Raw genomic sequence first — 16,548 nt, 5'->3', positions numbered from 1 at the left:
GGGGGGTTTAAGGAAGTTCCGCCTCTCCACCTAAAATAGTAAAAAACTTATCCAAACTCGAAAGTTTCAAAATCACCATTACGTCTTGGCTGACATTGAGTAAAAAAAACTGTCCTTCTTCCGACTTTAGCTTTTTTTGCAGGTTGGCAAGTAAGGCAATTCCAGAGGAATCCAAAAGTTTGATGTTGACCATGTCAATTGCTACAGACTCGGCCCCGTCATCGATGATTTTATGGAGTTCTTTTTTTAATGCGGGTGCAGAATAAATATCGAGGGAACCCTCTAGAGTAACAACTGTATGATTTTTAACTTGTTTTGTTGTGAAATTCATTGAACTTCCTACTGGCACGTATACTATCTGTTTACTTGCCAATTTTGTAAAGAATTTTTGTGGAAACTTGTTTCACTTGTTGCATTTGCCATTTTGATTAGAAAAAACCCTAGGTTTGTAACTTTTTTAAGACCAAGGTAATTGCTTGGTTGAAACCATCGTAACCACCCTTGTCATAATCATTGAGTCCCTTATAATCCAAATCACTCATGTCCAAGAGTAATTTCCTTAGTTCATGCTCTAAAGATTCTTTTTTGATATAATTAGTTTCAAAAGTTTTCGGATGCACTTACGGTATCAGACGAAAAATCCTTGTTTTTTCGAATCTTTTTTAGGTTGAGATTTTAGGAAAAATACGAATTCTTAGTGGGAGAGAAAGCCTTACCGGCAACTACAATGGGCAGTCCAATTAGCGTTCTAATACTCGAAAACGATTCTAATAGTGTATTTGATCTTGTGCGAGAGATGAAATCCAATGGCCTCAGCCCTCTTTACCGAGTGGTCGAAACATTCCAGGCTTGGGAAACTACAGTTCATGAAGAAGACTGGGATGCAATCATCTGCAGTACGAGAGAACCCTTCCATTCCGAAATCCCAGTTTATTTACAATACTTAAACGACAAAAAAATCGATATCCCGGTGATCCTACTGAGTGATAGCGAAGAATTCTCGAAAAACTTAAGTTATATGAAATCTGGAGTCAACGATCTCATTGATCGGAAGAATTTGGTGCGACTAACAGAGGTTTTAGAAAGGGAACGAAGGGAACTGGTATATAGAAAAGAAAAAAATACTACCGAAACTTTTTTGTACCAATCATTACAAGAAATCCAACTTCAAAAATTCGCCCTTGACCAAGCCAATATCGTTTCCATTACCGATGCCAACGGTATTATCACTTATGTAAACGATGCTTTTTCCAAAGTCACAGGTTATGGTAAATCAGAACTCATTGGCCAAAACCATAGGATTATGAAATCCAGTGACAAAACAAAAGAAGATTGGGCCAAAATTTGGGAAAACATTCAAAAGGGGAATGTTTGGCGAGGGGAAATTCGAAATATTAGAAAAGATGGAAGCGATTATTGGGCAGATACAACAATTGTTCCCTTCACAAGGCAAGATGGATCTGTATTTCAATACATAGCCATCCACCATGATATTACAGATCGAAAACTAGCCGAACAACAATTAACCCATGATGCATTTTACGATAGCCTTACTGGACTTCCCAATAGAGCACTATTTCTTGCAAGAATAGAACAAAAGATCTTTGCATATAATACAAAAAGCACCGGATATCCTATTTTATTTTGCATCAATATTGATAATTTCAAACGAATCAATCATTCTCTTGGAAATGAAGCCGGGGACCAAATTCTTGTTATATTTTCCGAACGATTAAAACAATTCTCTGATTCGGATGCTATCATCACAAGACTTGGTGCCGATAACTTTTCGATTTTAATCACACATCTTCTCTCCATTGATGAAGGTATTAATTATGCGATGAGGCTACTCGAACGACTGGGTGATCCCATTCCCCTTGGTGGATATGAAATTTATCTAACAGCGTCTTGTGGAATTTCTGCCTTTGGACTTGGCGGTAAAGATGCAGACGTACTTTTGCGAAATGCTGAAATTGCAATGTTTCATGCAAAATCGCAAAAGGTAGGAACTGTATCCGTATTCAACCAAGCCATGCAGGAAAAAATCCATTTCCAATTGGAAATTCAAAATGATTTGAAAAAGGCTCTTACACATAACGAAATATTTGTTTTTTACCAACCGATCTTAGATATCAAAGAAAACAGAATCGGACATTGGGAAGCTCTTGTTCGTTGGCGCCACCCACAAAGAGGAATGGTTTCGCCTGGTGAGTTTATTCCCTTGGCTGAAGATTCAGGTTTGATAGTTCCCATTACAAAATTTGTATTAGAACAAGCAGCCAATGTCATCGAGGAAGTACAACTCAAACAAGGACTTCCTATTTCCATTGCTGTAAATCTAAGCCCACAAGTATTTTTTGATCAAAATATTTTTCATTGGATTGTTGATTTACATAATCGTCGAGGGATTCCTTATACTTCCTTACAAGTTGAAATCACAGAGAGTTTGGCGATGAAAAATCTCACAGAGACTGTTCCTATCCTTTCCAATCTTATTGATATAGGAGTAAAGGTTGCTCTGGATGATTTTGGAACCGGTTTTTCATCTCTTTCTTACTTAGAAAAACTTCCGCTTTCTATCGTCAAAATTGATAAATCCTTTTTGAATAATGTGGAAGAAGGATCAAAAGAAAGTTTTTTATTAATTTCAATTATCAACATGGCACATGATCTCGGTTATTCGGTGGTGGCGGAAGGAGTTGAGGAGATTGAGCAGCTAGAACTTCTTAAGTCTTATGAGTGTGATAAAATCCAAGGTTATTGGTTATCAAAACCCATTGGAAACGACGAAGTTGTCCCTTTTATTCATCAATTTTATTCAAAACAGGAAAAGAAATGATTCGAATTTTAAATTTAGTTTTTGTGATCCCTATCCTTATTCATTGTAGCACGTCTCCCACGGGAAGAAGACAGATTTTGTTGGTCAAAGATGCTGAAATGAATGAGATGGGTGGAACTGCCTTTTCAGAAATGAAAACAAAAACACCAATCGATTCCTCTACCATCGCAAACGCCTATGTTAATTGTATTGTTTCAGCAGAGTTAGCAGTGACCACAGATACAACGGGAGTAGATACATGGGAAGTTGTTGTATTCAAAGACAATACACCAAATGCATTTGCCTTACCTGGTGGAAAAATTGGCGTTCACACCGGTATGTTCTCTGTATCTAAAAACAAAGACCAGCTAGCAGCTGTAATTGGACATGAAATAGGCCATGTGATTGCTCGTCACGGAAATGAAAGAGTTTCCCAAAACCAACTTGCTGGTGGATCTGTTAAAATTTTAGAAAGTTTAGGAAAACCAACGGTTGCAGGAGCTCTCGGGATGGGAGCTAAATTTGGAATCCTATTACCATTTTCGAGAGAACATGATTCCGAGGCTGATTTAATTGGTTTGGAACTGATGGCGAAATCGGGATTCGATCCAAGACAAAGTGTTGAACTTTGGAAAAATATGAGCGCTCTCGGTGGAAACAAACCAAATGAATTATTGTCAACTCATCCATCGGATGCCACTAGGATGAAACAATTGAATGCAGCAATGCCGAATGCTTTGGCACTATGGGAAAAAGCAAAGGCAGAAGGGAAACGTCCCAACTGCCAATTATAAACTGAGCATCATTCGCAGAGAAGTTTTCTTCCTGCGATTTTACAATTCCTTGCCTTACCTTCGTCAGTCAGAACTCCAATTCCTTCCTGACCATCGGAGGTAAAGTCACCCGAAACGGATTTTCCATCTTTAAAACTATAAGTACCTTTGCCGTTGATTTGTCCGTTTTGGAATTCTCCGACGTATTTATCCCCATTTTTAAAATGATATTCACCGGAACCTTGTTTTTTATCTTCTAAATAGGTTCCGCTAAATTTTTCTCCATCTGTATAAAGAAAACTTCCTGAACCTTCTCTTAGGTCATTTTTAAATGATCCAGTATAAACATCACCGTTATCGTATACATATTTACCGGTTCCGTTGACACAATTCCCTTCGATACAACCAAATTTTTTCCCACCCTTTTCTGGATCTTCCAGGTTGGCATTCCTTGTAGTGGATTTAGGATCTTGGTTCGTTTGTTCATCCTTTGTATCAGGAGAAACACAGGTCAAATACATTGGCAAAAGAAACACTCCACAAACAAAGCGGCGAAAGGATAAATTCATACGTCCCCCAAATATGAGACCCATAGTAGAGGAAGATTTTATAGAAATCAATTCAAAAAGTATCGTTGGATGTCCTGGAAGCGATCGTTTTCCAACTTAGACTCTGGAACTTCTTTTGGACTTTCTGCAGGGATCGGATGTTCTTCTTCGATAAGTTCCGATAAATTTGGCAAGTCTACCAAAAACCGACTGATCGTTGTTAATCGATTTTTATCAGTAAAAACTGGTGATGTTAAATACAATCCTTGTTTGGCTCTAGTGATTGCCACATAAAACAATCGCCTCTCTTCTTCCAATTCTTGTGTTGTTTTGATTCGAGAACTAGGCAAACTTCCTTCCACAACTTGCATAGTGAAAACATGTTTCCACTCTAGTCCCTTTGCAGAATGAATTGTGGATAAGGTTAAAAAATCATCTTCCTTGGAATCAAGGGGGCTGGTATCCATTCGTTCTGTTGGATCCAAAGTCAAATTTGCCAAATAGTCAGAAAGATTCGGGGAGGATTTACTCAAAATTTTAAAGGACTCTAAATCCAATTTCCGTTTATCAAAATCATCATATTCTTCTTCCAGAATCGGAAAATAATGTGTTAGTATCGCCTCAACGATCGCCATACTATTTCCTAAATTGAAACTCTGAGACTGAAACACTTTGATTAGTTTTTGAAATGATATTTTTGCCTGGTCTGGGATCCCTAAAAAAAATGTTGGCGAATCAAACACGGACTCCCAGCTAAACTCATTTGTTTCTATGTTTTTATAAAGGACCTGCGCATATTTTTTACCAATATGTTTTTCTAAAAGTAAAACCCGATTCCAGGAAAGTATGTCTTTTGGATTATCGATGATTCGGAGGTAAGCGAGTAAATCCTTTACGTGAGCTAAATCCAAAAACCTTTTTCCCCCATACTTTCGAAAGGGGATTTGTTTTGTTGTGAGTTTCACTTCTAAAAGGTTGGAAATATAACCAGCACGAAAAAGAACAACAATCTCAGATAGAGGAGTTTTATCTTCATATAAATCCAAAATTTGGTCTACGATCCAATTTGCTTCTTCTTCCGAAGATTCAAATTTTATATGTTTTGGTTTTTGGGAACTAGAATGTTTGTTTGAAACTAAATGTTTTTTATAGTTTTCTTTACTTTGGTCTAAAACTGAATTTGCTAAATCCAAAATTGGCTGCGTACTTCGATAGTTTTCTGTTAGGTGAATAGTTTTTGTGTTGGGGAAAATTTTTGGAAAATCCAACATATTGTTTACATTGGCACCGCGAAATCCATAAATACATTGAGCATCATCACCCACAACTAAGATGTTCTGGTGTTTACTTGCAAGCAAACAAGCAATGTGTGCTTGGATTCGATTGGTATCTTGGTATTCATCAACCAAAATGTATTGATATTGCAATCCAACTCGTTCCCGGATGGATTCTTCTTCCATTAAAATTTTTCTTGTGAAATCAAGTAAGTCGTCAAAATCCAATGAATTGTGTTTAAGTTTGAGATCTATATACTTTGATTTTACTTCTTGGATTTCTTTTGTTAGGCCAAGAAACATAGGATATTCTTTTTGTAGAAGTTTTTCCAAAGAAATTTGTAAATTGAAACAACTAGAAAAGATCTCAACTAAAGTTTCTTTTTTGGGAAATCGAACTTGTTTGGTGACAACCTGGTCACGGGCCATTCCCACAAGACTTGTGGCATCATCTTCATCTAAAATCGTAAAATTTGAATTGAGGGAAACAACTAAGGAATACTTCCGAAGGAAGTGGTGGCAAAAGGAATGAAAAGTCCCACCTTGTACAGACAACATACGTGAATCGAGTTTCGTTGCAGCACGATGTAACATCTCTTTGGCTGCTCGCCTTGTAAAAGTTAAAAGTAAAAGGGAACTTGGGTCAAATCCATTCTGAACAAGGGATGCCAATTTATTGACAAGAGTGTTAGTTTTTCCAGTACCAGCACCCGCCACAACAAGGATGGGACCTGGGGGGGATAAAATGACAGAATTTTGAGCCTCGTTTAAATCCTCATTCACAATACAGAGATTTGTTGTATGGATTCTGTTGACAAACTCTTATTATTGTATTTGATTGATGAATCCGGTTTTAATGATATGACAGCAGTTGTGGGAACAGAGAAAGAAACAGACGTTAAAAGAATCCTTGTCGTAGAGGACGAAAGAATCATTGCCATCAATATTTGTTCAACATTGAAACAATACGGATACAACGCTAAATACGTTTCTGATGCCAATGATGCAATCGAACATATCGAAAATGAACATTTTGATCTAGTGTTAATGGATATTATGTTAAACGGTCCCATGGATGGGATTGAAATCGCAACAATCATAAAAAAAACAAAGGAAATCCCTGTCATTTATTTGACTGCGTATTCTGACGAAGCTACCATCAACCGAGCTAAGGCAACTGAACCATTTGGGTATTTAATTAAACCATTTAACAGTCGTGATTTATATATTTCTGTGGAGATGGCAATATACAAATCTCAAGTCCAAAAACATATCCGCAACGTTGAAAGTAGGCTTGCAGAAAATCAAAAATGGGAAACCATAGCTCTCGTTGCTTCTGGAATCTCGCATGAAGTCAATAATCCACTCACTTCAATTTTGAATTTGGCAGATTTGATTTCTTTAGAAGCCAAAAAAATAGGGAATCTTTCCTTAGAAGAAAAGGCATCCAAAATCGCAGAAGAATCTGATCGAATTGCAAAAATCATCAAAAACTTAGTCTCTTATTCACAATCAACTTCTTCTCAATGGACTTATTCTAATTTAGGAAGTATCCTCAATGACACTCGGTCTTTCCTCCACCAGTATTTCTTAAAAGAAGGGATTCAATGTGAAATTGAGTTTGGAGATGTTCCGCTTGCTTATTGCCAACCGCAAAAGATCAAACAAGTCCTCCTCAATTTGATGCAAGATGCACGTGTTCGTGTCAATACAAGAGAAGATTCGATTGGTCGAAAGATCTTAGTCATACTCAAACAAGTGGAAGAGGATGGATCAAGCCATATCCTCATTCAAATTAAAGACAATGGCGCAGAAGATTTGATGAAGGGAATTGCACAAATCAATTCCTTAGAAGTAACCAAAAGTATTGTAATCGAACATAAAGGTAAAATGTACAGAGATGAAGAGGAATCTTCCTGGTATTTCACCCTTCCAATCATCAAACCACTTTAACGTTTGTTTAGCGGTTACCTAAAACTAGAGGTTTGGGTAACTGCGGAGTTTCTTCTAATAATTTAAAAAATAACTGAATTCGACTGGAATGTAACATCCAGTTGTCCTCTAAAAACAAACCGGCTAGAAAAAAATTAAAGTCTTTATAATACAAAAATGATGTCTGTGGATTTTTGGTGAAATCAAGGAGGATGGCAAGAGCCAGCCGATTGGCACTCTCATCTGGACCAAAACCCTCCATGGGGATTTGGATGGTGGGTTCGGGGACCATAAAACAATGTTCCGTACTTCCTTCTCTGACTTTGAGATTGTACCGCAAAGTACCAGGAATACGCTCTCCAGAGTAGGTTTTTGCCATTCAAAACTCCCGGATGCCCAATGATTGAGCCTTTTGATTATGTCCATTACATGAATCGTTCTGCAACTTCTTTTTCCGATAAAATACGGGACCTGAGTCCGAAATTCTGCCTGGTTTTCCATTGATTTTTTCGCCCGGTGTAAAACTCTCGTTCTATACTTTCAAAGCCCGCTGTGCAAAAATCCATTCGTTTCCTCATATTATTTTATGGTTTTCTCTTCGGAATGGAAATTCTGGCGCAGGATATCAACGGGCTAAAACTTCTGTTTCCAGAACAAGCGGGACAGACAAAAAATGCGCAGGAAGAAGAAAGAAAACAAACAGCGGCACAAGTCCAAAGAGGTCTTGTTAGAAAATCTGTTGATTCCATGTCAGATCGCGAAGTGGAAGACAACCTCCGCAACTTAGGACTCAATCCATCCGGTACAATTTACACAAAAAGAGAAAGACTCCGTGAGGCACTTGTCCCAGAAGAAGAACAAAACTTAACTCCCGAATCTCTTCTTAGTTCTCAAACCAAAAAAGGTCCTCCAATTCAAATTCAAAACGCAGCGGAAGGGCAACTTTTAAACATAGATAAAACAAAAGGTGGGGTTCTTGTCCTTCGTGGTAAGGTTCGACTAAAAATTAGATCCGGCGAACTTGTTGCTGATTCCGTCTCGATTGATGCCAATCGCCAAGAAATTTATGCGGAAGGTGGAGTCGAATACAAAGACGGATCAGCCAAAGTAAACGGCGACCGGATGATCTATGATTTAAAAATCAACCAAGGTGTTGTTTACAATTCAAAGTTGAGTATGTTTCCATCTCATTTCATTGGTCAAAAAATAAAACGTTTAGATGAAAAACGTTACCTATTGGAAATGGGATACTTTACTGCTTGTAATGCAGAGCTTCCACATGAATCATTCCAGGCAAAAAAAATCTTTATACATGATGATAGATCCGTAGTAGCATATAGTGTTTCCTATAAAGTAGGAGGAACATCCTTATTTTGGCTACCTGTATTGTATAACTCAGAATCAGGAAATGGGGTTACAACTCAAATTGGTAAAAACAATACCCAAGGTTGGTTCTGGCAAAACTCATACCAATGGTCTGATTCTTATCCAAACAGTATCTTCCTTGCCAACGGTTATAAATTTAGATTTGATATGTATGAAAAAACTGGCCAGGCAGCTCAGTTAGAGATGTGGAAACTATCTCCCTTTTTAAATTACAATATCAATCTAGGTTACGCAAATTATAAAAACACTGCCATTACTCCCGTGTATGAAGATCGATTTAGAAATGGCGGATTCGGCAACGTTGCCGTTACAAACAATGTAGATCGCGGGGAAATGTTTCCCAATACTGGTTTGCCATACCGCAATACGGGCGTTAATTATGACCCTTGGTGGAAAACAGATATTCGATTGAATGCTAAATTCAATGATTTTTCTCGTGACTACACAAGAAACGTTCAATTACAATATGAAAACTACAGTAATCGTCAGTTTGATTATGAATTTGGAAATAGATACCAACCTTCCAACTCTTTACAGTCCTTATATACATATAGAGATGTTCGTTTCGGACTCATTCGTAACTTACTCAATTGGAACTTAAATTATACGGAAAACCGAGGTGATTTAAGCGTTGGTATTTCCATGAGCCGAACACTCGTGTATCAAATCCAAGCAAACCAATATTTTGCTGCACAAGATACTTTACCAGCAGTAACGATCAGAAACTCAAGTAACATTGGCTTGGTGCCAGGAACAACAAGTCCAATCTATTGGGATTTATTGTTTCAAACTAACATCAATCGGATTTACGGTGTTCCACAACAAAAAACGAATCCAACAACTGGTGTGGTTGATCCAAGAAGCCAATACCAAGACTTTGTTTTGCGATCTCAAACTAATGTCATCGGAGAAACTGGATTTCGTTCTCCCATTGCAATGGGCGCATATATGTCTTTCACACCTTCCGTTTATATGGGAGCAACAAAACAAACTGTAGAATTTCCTGGTTCGGGTAATGATTTAAACAGCCCTGATCGTGATGTGAACAAAGCATATGCAACACTTTTAAAACAACAATCTTATCAGTATGTTCGCCAATCGCATACAGTTCGTATGGGGATTCCAGAAATCTTTTTATCAACCACTTATCGTCGTTTGGATGCTGACAAAGCAGAAGCAAAAGATCCTATTCTTGGAAATTTAAGACAACACGAAGCTGAGTTTTCTTTAGAAAGTTATGCCCTTAATGACTGGGATATTTCTGTTAGAACGATTCGTGATTTACGACAGTTTTCTTCTACATACAATCCAGGTCTTACGAATATGCAACGTTGGTATTATACTGTTGTTCGAGTGGGTGGATTCTTTGATTTTGTGGATGGATTTACAACACGTAGACCAAGTCTTCTGGAAAGAAAACGTAATTTTTATTCTGGTGTATTCATTAATAATGATTACGTGCACCATACTCCACAAAACAGATCCCTATCAAATAACTTAACCGTATCTTATAAAATGGGTGGGTTTTCTTGGCCTATCATTCGAGCTTTTCGAAGTTTAGAAATTGGATCTACTTGGTATCATGTTTATAAAGATAGTTATTTAGACAGTTACCGATTTTTCTTTAAAACCGATGTAAAAGTAACAAGATATTCCGGTATTGAATTAGAACTAGATTCTCGAGTGACTGAACCATGGCGTTTGACAGCACTTGCACAGGGACAATTCTATGCTATGAATACCAGCCCTGAACTATACACATCACAAACCGGGACCAATTATGACCAAACAACCATTTGGGAAGATTTGGCGGCAGGAACTGGTGCCCAAGGCCAAACACAAAGACAAAAAACTGTTTTTAATATCAACCGCTTCATGATGACCTTGAAGTTGGATTTACATAACTGGGAATACCGTTTAGGTTACAGTATGAACCTAAGAGCATTGCCAGGAGGTCTTGCAATGAACAACCAATTGACTTTTTACGACCAATCTGTATACTTTTCTGTTAACTTAACCAATTTCAGTTTTGGCGAATCGTCTTCGGCACAAGCCACTCGGGTTCGTTTGTATAGATTCCGCAAACGTCCTCTGGACGGAACTACAACAGACTTAACGGAATAATTTTCGAGTTTATCATGTTAAAAGAAAGAAGCCAATCCTTCAAACTCCTGTTCATTGTAACAGATTTCTTTATTGCACTGACAAGTTTTGTTTGTGCTTATGTGATTCGATATTACCTTTCTCCTGATTCAAGTTTTCAAATCCAAACAATTGATCCTGTAAATTATCTTATCTTAGGAATCGTACTCGGATTTTCCCAAGTATTATCGTTTCTATCTATCGACTTATACCACCCAAGAAGAGGTTTATCTTTTTCTGATGAACTTTTTGCCATCATTACTGGTGTCATTTTAAATTTACTTGTGGTTCTTTCTCTTTTGTTTTTCTTTCGAGGAGAAAGTTTTTCCAGATTAGTCATTGGTTATTTTGCAATTTGTACAACCATCCTCACTTCCTTTTCTCATTTTATATTGCGTACTTTTATGCAATACCTACGAAGCAGAGGATTCAATTTAAAATCGGTTCTTATCATCGGAACAGGAAGATCTGCCATCAACTTTTCTGAAACCATCAAAAAACATTCCATTTATGGGTATATGGTGAAAGGATTTGTTGCAGGGAAAAAAAACTTAGCTCCCAAAAAACTACATACAGTCACAACAACAAACAAATTAGAATCTTATGTAGAAGAAAACAACATTGACTTAATTGTATATGCTTTGTCTCACGAAGAAGGGGATTCTTTAAAAGAAGTCATCGATACTGCTGATTTTCATGGTATCGATTTAAAAGTAATTCCCAGTTATGAAGAAATTGTAACTGCAAAAGGAAGGGTAGAAGTTCTGGATGGAATTCCCATTATTTCTATCAGAAATATACCTTTGCGGTTGGGATATAATTTAGTTTTAAAACGAATCTTTGATATACTGTTTTCATTATTTTTTATCTTATTATTTAGTCCTTTTTATTTAATTATCGCATTACTTGTAAAACTAACAAGTAGAGGCCCAATCTTTTACAAACAAGAGCGAGTTGGACTTGATAACAAAGTTTTTGGTATGATCAAGTTTCGATCCATGGTAGTACAGGCCAAAGAAAAATCTGATACTTTATGGACAATCAAGGATGACCCTCGGGTGACTGCCGTTGGTGCAGTTCTTAGGAAATTATCATTAGATGAAACACCACAATTTTTTAATGTATTACTTGGTGACATGTCCGTTGTCGGACCAAGGCCTGAACGTCCATTTTATGTTGAAAAATTCAGAAACGAACATTTGCAATATATGAGACGGCATGCAGCTAAAGCTGGAATTACTGGTTGGGCACAGGTCCAAGGATTTCGCGGAGACACCTCCATTGAAAAACGAATTGAGGCAGATATATTTTATATTGAGAACTGGTCATTATTACTCGATATCAAAATCATTTTATTAACACCCTTAAAAGCAATTATTGATAGGAATGCATACTGAGGAAAACTTATGGATGAAAAAGAATTAAAAAACATTGCCAATTTGGCAAAACTTAACATTGATGATGCCGAAGTATCTTCCATGTTAGGTGACTTTTCTCGGATTGTACAATATGTGGACGAAATCAAAAACCTAGACACTTCCAGTGTAGGTGATGATGAAATTTATGAACAAATCTTCTATGAATTAAGAAAAGATTTAGCTGAAAACGGTTTAAAAAGGGACGATTTAGCAAAAATTGCTCCGGCTTATGAAAATGGATATGTTGTGGTTCCAAAGGTGATTGAAACATGAAAGACTTAATTTTTCTCACTTATTCTGAGATCAAAACAAAACTGAATGATGGAAGTCTTAGTTCCAAAGAACTAGTATTAGCTTATATCAAACGAATCGAAGCAACAGATGCAAAGGTAAAAGCGTTTTTAGAATTCAATAAGGAACGAATTTTAGCCCAAGCAGAAGAAAGCGACAATCGAAGAAAAGCAGGAAAGTTACTTTCCGAATTCGATGGAATTCCCATTGGAATCAAAGATAATATCTGTATCTCTGGCGAAATCACTTCTTGTTCTTCTCATATTTTAGAAAACTTTCGTTCCCCATACGATGCATCAGTCATTCAAAAACTAAAAGAAAAAGGTTTTGTTTTATTTCCTAGGCTCAATATGGATGAGTTTGCTATGGGTTCCTCTACGGAAAACAGTGCGTTCCAAACAACAAGAAATCCTTTTGATACAAATAGAATTCCTGGAGGATCTAGCGGCGGTTCGGCGGCTGCAGTAGCTGCCTCTATGTTACCGGTTTCTCTCGGCTCCGACACAGGAGGTTCCATCCGACAACCTGCTGCACTCTGTGGAATCTGGGGTTTAAAACCTACATATGGTCGTGTTTCCAGATATGGACTTGTGGCTTATGCATCTAGTCTCGACCAAATTGGACCTTTTTCTAATGATTTACAAGGGATTTCTGACCTATTAGAAATTATTTCTGGATTGGATCACAAAGACCAAACGACTGCAAAAGTAGATTCCTTTGAAACAAATTCAGTTTCTGCCATTGATTGGAAAGGAAAACGAATTGGTGTGATGAAAACGGAAGAATTCAACTTTTCACCAGACGTAAACAAACGTTATACGGATATATTAAAAGAAATAGAATCGAAGGGGGCAATTCTTGTTCCACTTGATTTTTCTTTATTAAAGTATGCAATTCCAGTTTATTATTTAATCGCTACTGCAGAATGTTCTTCCAACCTAAGCCGTTTTGATGGAATTCGTTATGGATTAAGAAAAGAAGGCGCTGGTAAATTGGATGATTTATATTCTGAATCTAGAACCCAAGGATTTGGCCCAGAAGTCAAACGCCGAATTCTACTCGGAACGTTTTCTTTAAGTTCTGGTTACTATGATGCGTATTACGGAAAAGCCCAAAAAGCAAGAGTTCTCATTCGCAAACAATATGCTGAATTCTTTAAGTCAGTCGATATTATTTTTCAACCAACTTCACCTACGACAGCATTCAAAGTTGGGGAAAAAACAAAGGATCCAATCCAAATGTACCAAGCGGATATCCTTACCACTTCGGTTAACTTAGCTGGGGTCCCTGCCATCAGTTGTCCTGCTGGATTGGATTCAGGAAACCTTCCCATTGGTTTACAAATTACTTCATCCCATTTTGATGAATCAAAACTTCTGAGTTATGCGAAATCTGTTTCGGAATTAGAAATCTGCAAACTACCTCTTCCTATCGAGATCAGCTAACATGGACGAACTTACCAAAAGAGTCATTCCTTGTTTGGATATCAAAGGAGGAAGGGTAGTCAAAGGTGTTCAATTTGTTAACTTAATTGATGCAGGTGACCCGGTCTCCTGCGCAGTCGCTTACGAAGAAAACAAAGCAGACGAACTTTGTTTTTTGGACATTACTGCCTCTTCCGACAAACGAGATATCCTTCTCCATTTGGTGGAGCAGGTGGCCAATCGACTCTTTATTCCTTTCACAGTTGGTGGAGGAATTCGTACAATAGAGGATGTGAAAGCAGTTTTAAACAAAGGAGCTGACAAAGTTTCGATTAATACTAGCGCTTTTCAAAATCCAAAACTACTAAAAGATTCTAGTGAAATTTATGGATCCCAATGTATTGTCTGTGCGATCGATGTCAAATTTCATCCCGAACGCAAACGGTACGAAGTGTATCTCAATGGTGGACGGTTAGAGACAGGTAGAGAGGCATTGGATTGGGGTAGGGAAGCTTTTGAAATGGGTGCTGGCGAAATTTTACTGACATCAATGGACAAAGATGGTACCAAAGATGGATTTGATATCACACTCATGAAATCTTTTACATCCAATCTTTCCATCCCGATCATTGCATCCGGTGGGGCAGGAAATCCAGAACATATGGCAGAGGTCATTCTCCGAGGGGGAGCAGATGCGGTACTTGCTGCTTCTATTTTTCATTTTGGAGAATTTTCAATCCAAGAAACAAAACAAACAATGAAAGAGATGGGAATCAAAGTGAGATTATGATTTCCTTCCATACACTTGACTTTGTATTTTTTCTTTTCCCATTTGTAGTCATTCTCCTTCTTCTTTTTCGTTTTAGATCCAAACAAAAATCCACAAAAGAATACTTTCAAGCGGAAGGAAGTTTATCTTGGTTTGTTGCTGGGACCGCCATGGTTGCCACCACTTTTGCAGCAGACACTCCCCTTGCTGTAACAGAAATTATACGAGGACAAGGGATTGCCGGAAACTGGATTTGGTGGTATATGGCAGTCGGTGGATTTATTACTGTATTCTTTTTTTCTAGATTATGGAAACGTTCAGGTGCATCGACCGATTTAGAACTCATTGGACTGCGATACAGCGGAAAAGAGGCAGATTTTTTAAGAGGGTTTAAAGCCTTCGTCATTGGTTTTTTACTCAACTTAGTCATACTTGGTTGGGTCAATTTGGCGATGCTAAAAATTATTCCAGTTTTTTTTCCAACAATGACTTCTTCTCATATTCTCGTTTATTTATTGTTATTTGGTGTTTTTTACACTTCGATAGCTGGTCTCAGAGGAATATCCTACATCGATGTATTTCAGTTTTTTTTAGCTTGGTTCGGTTGTATCCTTTTTGCTTATTACGCAATAAATCTACCAACTATTGGAGGTGTGGAAGGATTAAAATCGAAACTAAATGAAAACAAAATTCTTTTTTTTCCTAATGGTTTAGAAGGAAGTTTACCATGGGACCATTTCTTAATTCTATTAACAGTTCTTTGGTGGTCTAGTTGGTATCCAGGTTCGGAGCCGGGAGGGGGAGGGTATATTGCTCAGCGAATTTTGGCTACCAAAGATGAAAATGCTGCTTTAAAAGGTTCTCTTTGGTTTGTTGTTGCGCATTATTTTGTTCGTCCATGGCCATGGATTCTAGTCGCATTAGTATCCATTGTTTTATATCCCAATCTTACGGAAGTAGAAAGTGGGAAAGGATTTCTGATGGTCTTACAAGAAGGAATGCCAAATGGAATGATGGGACTAATGCTCAGCGCATTCCTTGCAGCTTATCTTTCCACACTCGCCACTCATTTGAATTGGGGAGCATCTTATTTAGTAAATGACCTCTGGAAACCAATGATACAAAAGGGAAGGTCGGATTCTTATTATTTAAAAGTTTCGTATGGAATTCAAATCATAACAGCTGTTTGTTCCTATTTTTTAGCAGTTTATGGAATGGATACAATAAAAGGGGCCTGGGTTTTTTTATTGGAAGCATCTTCTGGTATTGGATTTATTTTAATTGCAAGGTGGTTTTTTTGGAGAATTTCTGCTTGGACAGAAATTTTTGCATTCATTCTTTCTCCTATTTTATACTTACTCTTTTCTGTGTACTTAAAAATAGGATTTCCATATTCCATTTTATGCACAGCAGTTTCATCCGCTATTGTACTCATTGTATCAACTTACTTTTTGCCAAATACAGATCGGAATGTATTGTTTCAGTTCTACGACAGAACCAAACCCCCATATTTTTTTTGGAAGGGACTATTTGTTACGGAAAAGAATCGCAAACAAATCATTTACCCAAATGAATTGTTTGTTTCTCTTGTTGGAACCATTTCTGGTCTCTTTTTTGTGTTTGGTGGACTCTATACAGTCCAGTGTTTGTTATGGAACGAAGGTTTACTGATCATTGGTCTTTTGGTTTTTATTATGGGATTAATTGGATTATATCTTTCTCTCAAATCTTTACAACAAAACGAAACAAAATAAAACATTCGGATTGATTCAC

At 37.4% G+C, this 16,548-nt stretch carries 14 protein-coding genes; 9 read left to right on the top strand and 5 right to left on the bottom strand.

The features are described 5' to 3' along the window. Nucleotides 1-7: 7 nt before the first annotated feature. Together EHQ47_RS14555 and EHQ47_RS14550 are read right to left on the bottom strand one after the other, a co-directional pair. A complete protein-coding gene (locus tag EHQ47_RS14555) occupies nucleotides 8-331 on the bottom strand; it encodes an STAS domain-containing protein (RefSeq protein ID WP_020777405.1) in 324 nt (107 codons plus the stop codon). A 109-nt stretch (nucleotides 332-440) separates the two neighbouring features. Then, nucleotides 441-620, bottom strand: coding sequence for a hypothetical protein (locus EHQ47_RS14550; RefSeq protein ID WP_004788378.1), 180 nt, complete (start codon nucleotides 618-620; stop codon nucleotides 441-443). Between the two features lie 107 nt (nucleotides 621-727). Here EHQ47_RS14550 and EHQ47_RS14545 point away from each other — a divergent pair, with 107 nt between their 5' ends. Further along, nucleotides 728-2,839 carry an EAL domain-containing protein gene (locus EHQ47_RS14545; RefSeq protein WP_135777676.1) on the top strand — a complete coding sequence of 704 codons (2,112 nt, stop codon included), beginning with the start codon at nucleotides 728-730 and terminating at the stop codon, nucleotides 2,837-2,839. Then, nucleotides 2,836-3,612: a M48 family metallopeptidase gene (locus EHQ47_RS14540; protein ID WP_135777451.1), complete on the top strand. Its 777-nt coding sequence runs from the start codon at nucleotides 2,836-2,838 to the stop codon at nucleotides 3,610-3,612. The genes EHQ47_RS14545 and EHQ47_RS14540 overlap by 4 nt, the downstream gene beginning before the upstream one ends. Before the next feature lie 8 nt (nucleotides 3,613-3,620). Here the strand turns inward: EHQ47_RS14540 and EHQ47_RS14535 are convergent, their stop codons facing one another. Both EHQ47_RS14535 and EHQ47_RS14530 read right to left on the bottom strand, forming a co-directional pair. After that, on the bottom strand, nucleotides 3,621-4,160 hold the full coding sequence (locus tag EHQ47_RS14535; protein ID WP_135749083.1) for an MORN repeat-containing protein: 540 nt from the start codon (nucleotides 4,158-4,160) through the stop codon (nucleotides 3,621-3,623). A gap of 47 nt (nucleotides 4,161-4,207) precedes the next feature. Next, nucleotides 4,208-6,196, bottom strand: a complete 1,989-nt coding sequence (locus EHQ47_RS14530; RefSeq protein ID WP_135749084.1) for an ATP-dependent helicase — start codon at nucleotides 6,194-6,196, stop codon at nucleotides 4,208-4,210. A 78-nt stretch (nucleotides 6,197-6,274) separates the two neighbouring features. On the opposite strand from EHQ47_RS14530, the gene EHQ47_RS14525 reads away from it, so the two are divergent. Next, the gene (locus EHQ47_RS14525) at nucleotides 6,275-7,366 is read left to right on the top strand and encodes a response regulator (RefSeq protein WP_135749120.1); all 1,092 of its coding nucleotides are present in this window, start codon (nucleotides 6,275-6,277) and stop codon (nucleotides 7,364-7,366) included. A gap of 7 nt (nucleotides 7,367-7,373) precedes the next feature. Here the strand turns inward: EHQ47_RS14525 and EHQ47_RS14520 are convergent, their stop codons facing one another. Continuing rightward, complete coding sequence (locus EHQ47_RS14520) at nucleotides 7,374-7,724, bottom strand: hypothetical protein (RefSeq protein ID WP_135693372.1); 351 nt, start codon at nucleotides 7,722-7,724, stop codon at nucleotides 7,374-7,376. 224 nt (nucleotides 7,725-7,948) lie between these two features. Here EHQ47_RS14520 and EHQ47_RS14515 point away from each other — a divergent pair, with 224 nt between their 5' ends. The 6 genes from EHQ47_RS14515 to EHQ47_RS14490 are packed head-to-tail and all read left to right on the top strand — an operon-like array spanning nucleotide 7,949 to nucleotide 16,529. Then, nucleotides 7,949-10,855: an LPS-assembly protein LptD gene (locus EHQ47_RS14515; RefSeq protein ID WP_135777450.1), complete on the top strand. Its 2,907-nt coding sequence runs from the start codon at nucleotides 7,949-7,951 to the stop codon at nucleotides 10,853-10,855. A gap of 14 nt (nucleotides 10,856-10,869) precedes the next feature. Further along, the gene (locus tag EHQ47_RS14510; protein WP_135749085.1) at nucleotides 10,870-12,270 is read left to right on the top strand and encodes an undecaprenyl-phosphate glucose phosphotransferase; all 1,401 of its coding nucleotides are present in this window, start codon (nucleotides 10,870-10,872) and stop codon (nucleotides 12,268-12,270) included. Nucleotides 12,271-12,279: 9 nt separating this feature from the next. Further along, nucleotides 12,280-12,564, top strand: a complete 285-nt coding sequence (gene gatC / locus EHQ47_RS14505) for an Asp-tRNA(Asn)/Glu-tRNA(Gln) amidotransferase subunit GatC (RefSeq protein ID WP_004788751.1) — start codon at nucleotides 12,280-12,282, stop codon at nucleotides 12,562-12,564. After that, complete coding sequence (gene gatA, locus EHQ47_RS14500; RefSeq protein ID WP_135749086.1) at nucleotides 12,561-14,027, top strand: Asp-tRNA(Asn)/Glu-tRNA(Gln) amidotransferase subunit GatA; 1,467 nt, start codon at nucleotides 12,561-12,563, stop codon at nucleotides 14,025-14,027. The genes gatC and gatA overlap by 4 nt, the downstream gene beginning before the upstream one ends. Nucleotide 14,028: 1 nt before the next feature. Next, nucleotides 14,029-14,796, top strand: a complete 768-nt coding sequence (hisF, locus tag EHQ47_RS14495) for an imidazole glycerol phosphate synthase subunit HisF (RefSeq protein ID WP_002974178.1) — start codon at nucleotides 14,029-14,031, stop codon at nucleotides 14,794-14,796. After that, nucleotides 14,793-16,529, top strand: coding sequence for a sodium:solute symporter family protein (locus tag EHQ47_RS14490; protein WP_135777449.1), 1,737 nt, complete (start codon nucleotides 14,793-14,795; stop codon nucleotides 16,527-16,529). The genes hisF and EHQ47_RS14490 overlap by 4 nt, the downstream gene beginning before the upstream one ends. The last annotated feature ends 19 nt before the right edge of the window (nucleotides 16,530-16,548 follow it).

The organism is Leptospira bourretii, assembly GCF_004770145.1.
Classification (GTDB): Bacteria; Spirochaetota; Leptospiria; order Leptospirales; family Leptospiraceae; genus Leptospira_A; species Leptospira_A bourretii.
Note: the sequence above shows the minus strand (reverse complement) of the source record. Positions and strands in the feature narration are given on the sequence as shown.

Bases quoted from the DNA above. Each gene is read 5' to 3' on its own strand.
- EHQ47_RS14555 (WP_020777405.1), bottom strand. From the start codon at position 331: ATGAATTTCACAACAAAACAAGTTAAAAATCATACAGTTGTTACTCTA.
- EHQ47_RS14545 (WP_135777676.1), top strand. From the start codon at position 728: ATGGGCAGTCCAATTAGCGTTCTAATACTCGAAAACGATTCTAATAGT.
- EHQ47_RS14540 (WP_135777451.1), top strand. From the start codon at position 2,836: ATGATTCGAATTTTAAATTTAGTTTTTGTGATCCCTATCCTTATTCAT.
- EHQ47_RS14535 (WP_135749083.1), bottom strand. From the start codon at position 4,160: ATGAATTTATCCTTTCGCCGCTTTGTTTGTGGAGTGTTTCTTTTGCCA.
- EHQ47_RS14525 (WP_135749120.1), top strand. From the start codon at position 6,275: ATGACAGCAGTTGTGGGAACAGAGAAAGAAACAGACGTTAAAAGAATC.
- EHQ47_RS14520 (WP_135693372.1), bottom strand. From the start codon at position 7,724: ATGGCAAAAACCTACTCTGGAGAGCGTATTCCTGGTACTTTGCGGTAC.
- EHQ47_RS14515 (WP_135777450.1), top strand. From the start codon at position 7,949: ATGGAAATTCTGGCGCAGGATATCAACGGGCTAAAACTTCTGTTTCCA.
- EHQ47_RS14510 (WP_135749085.1), top strand. From the start codon at position 10,870: ATGTTAAAAGAAAGAAGCCAATCCTTCAAACTCCTGTTCATTGTAACA.
- gatC (WP_004788751.1), top strand. From the start codon at position 12,280: ATGGATGAAAAAGAATTAAAAAACATTGCCAATTTGGCAAAACTTAAC.
- gatA (WP_135749086.1), top strand. From the start codon at position 12,561: ATGAAAGACTTAATTTTTCTCACTTATTCTGAGATCAAAACAAAACTG.
- hisF (WP_002974178.1), top strand. From the start codon at position 14,029: ATGGACGAACTTACCAAAAGAGTCATTCCTTGTTTGGATATCAAAGGA.
- EHQ47_RS14490 (WP_135777449.1), top strand. From the start codon at position 14,793: ATGATTTCCTTCCATACACTTGACTTTGTATTTTTTCTTTTCCCATTT.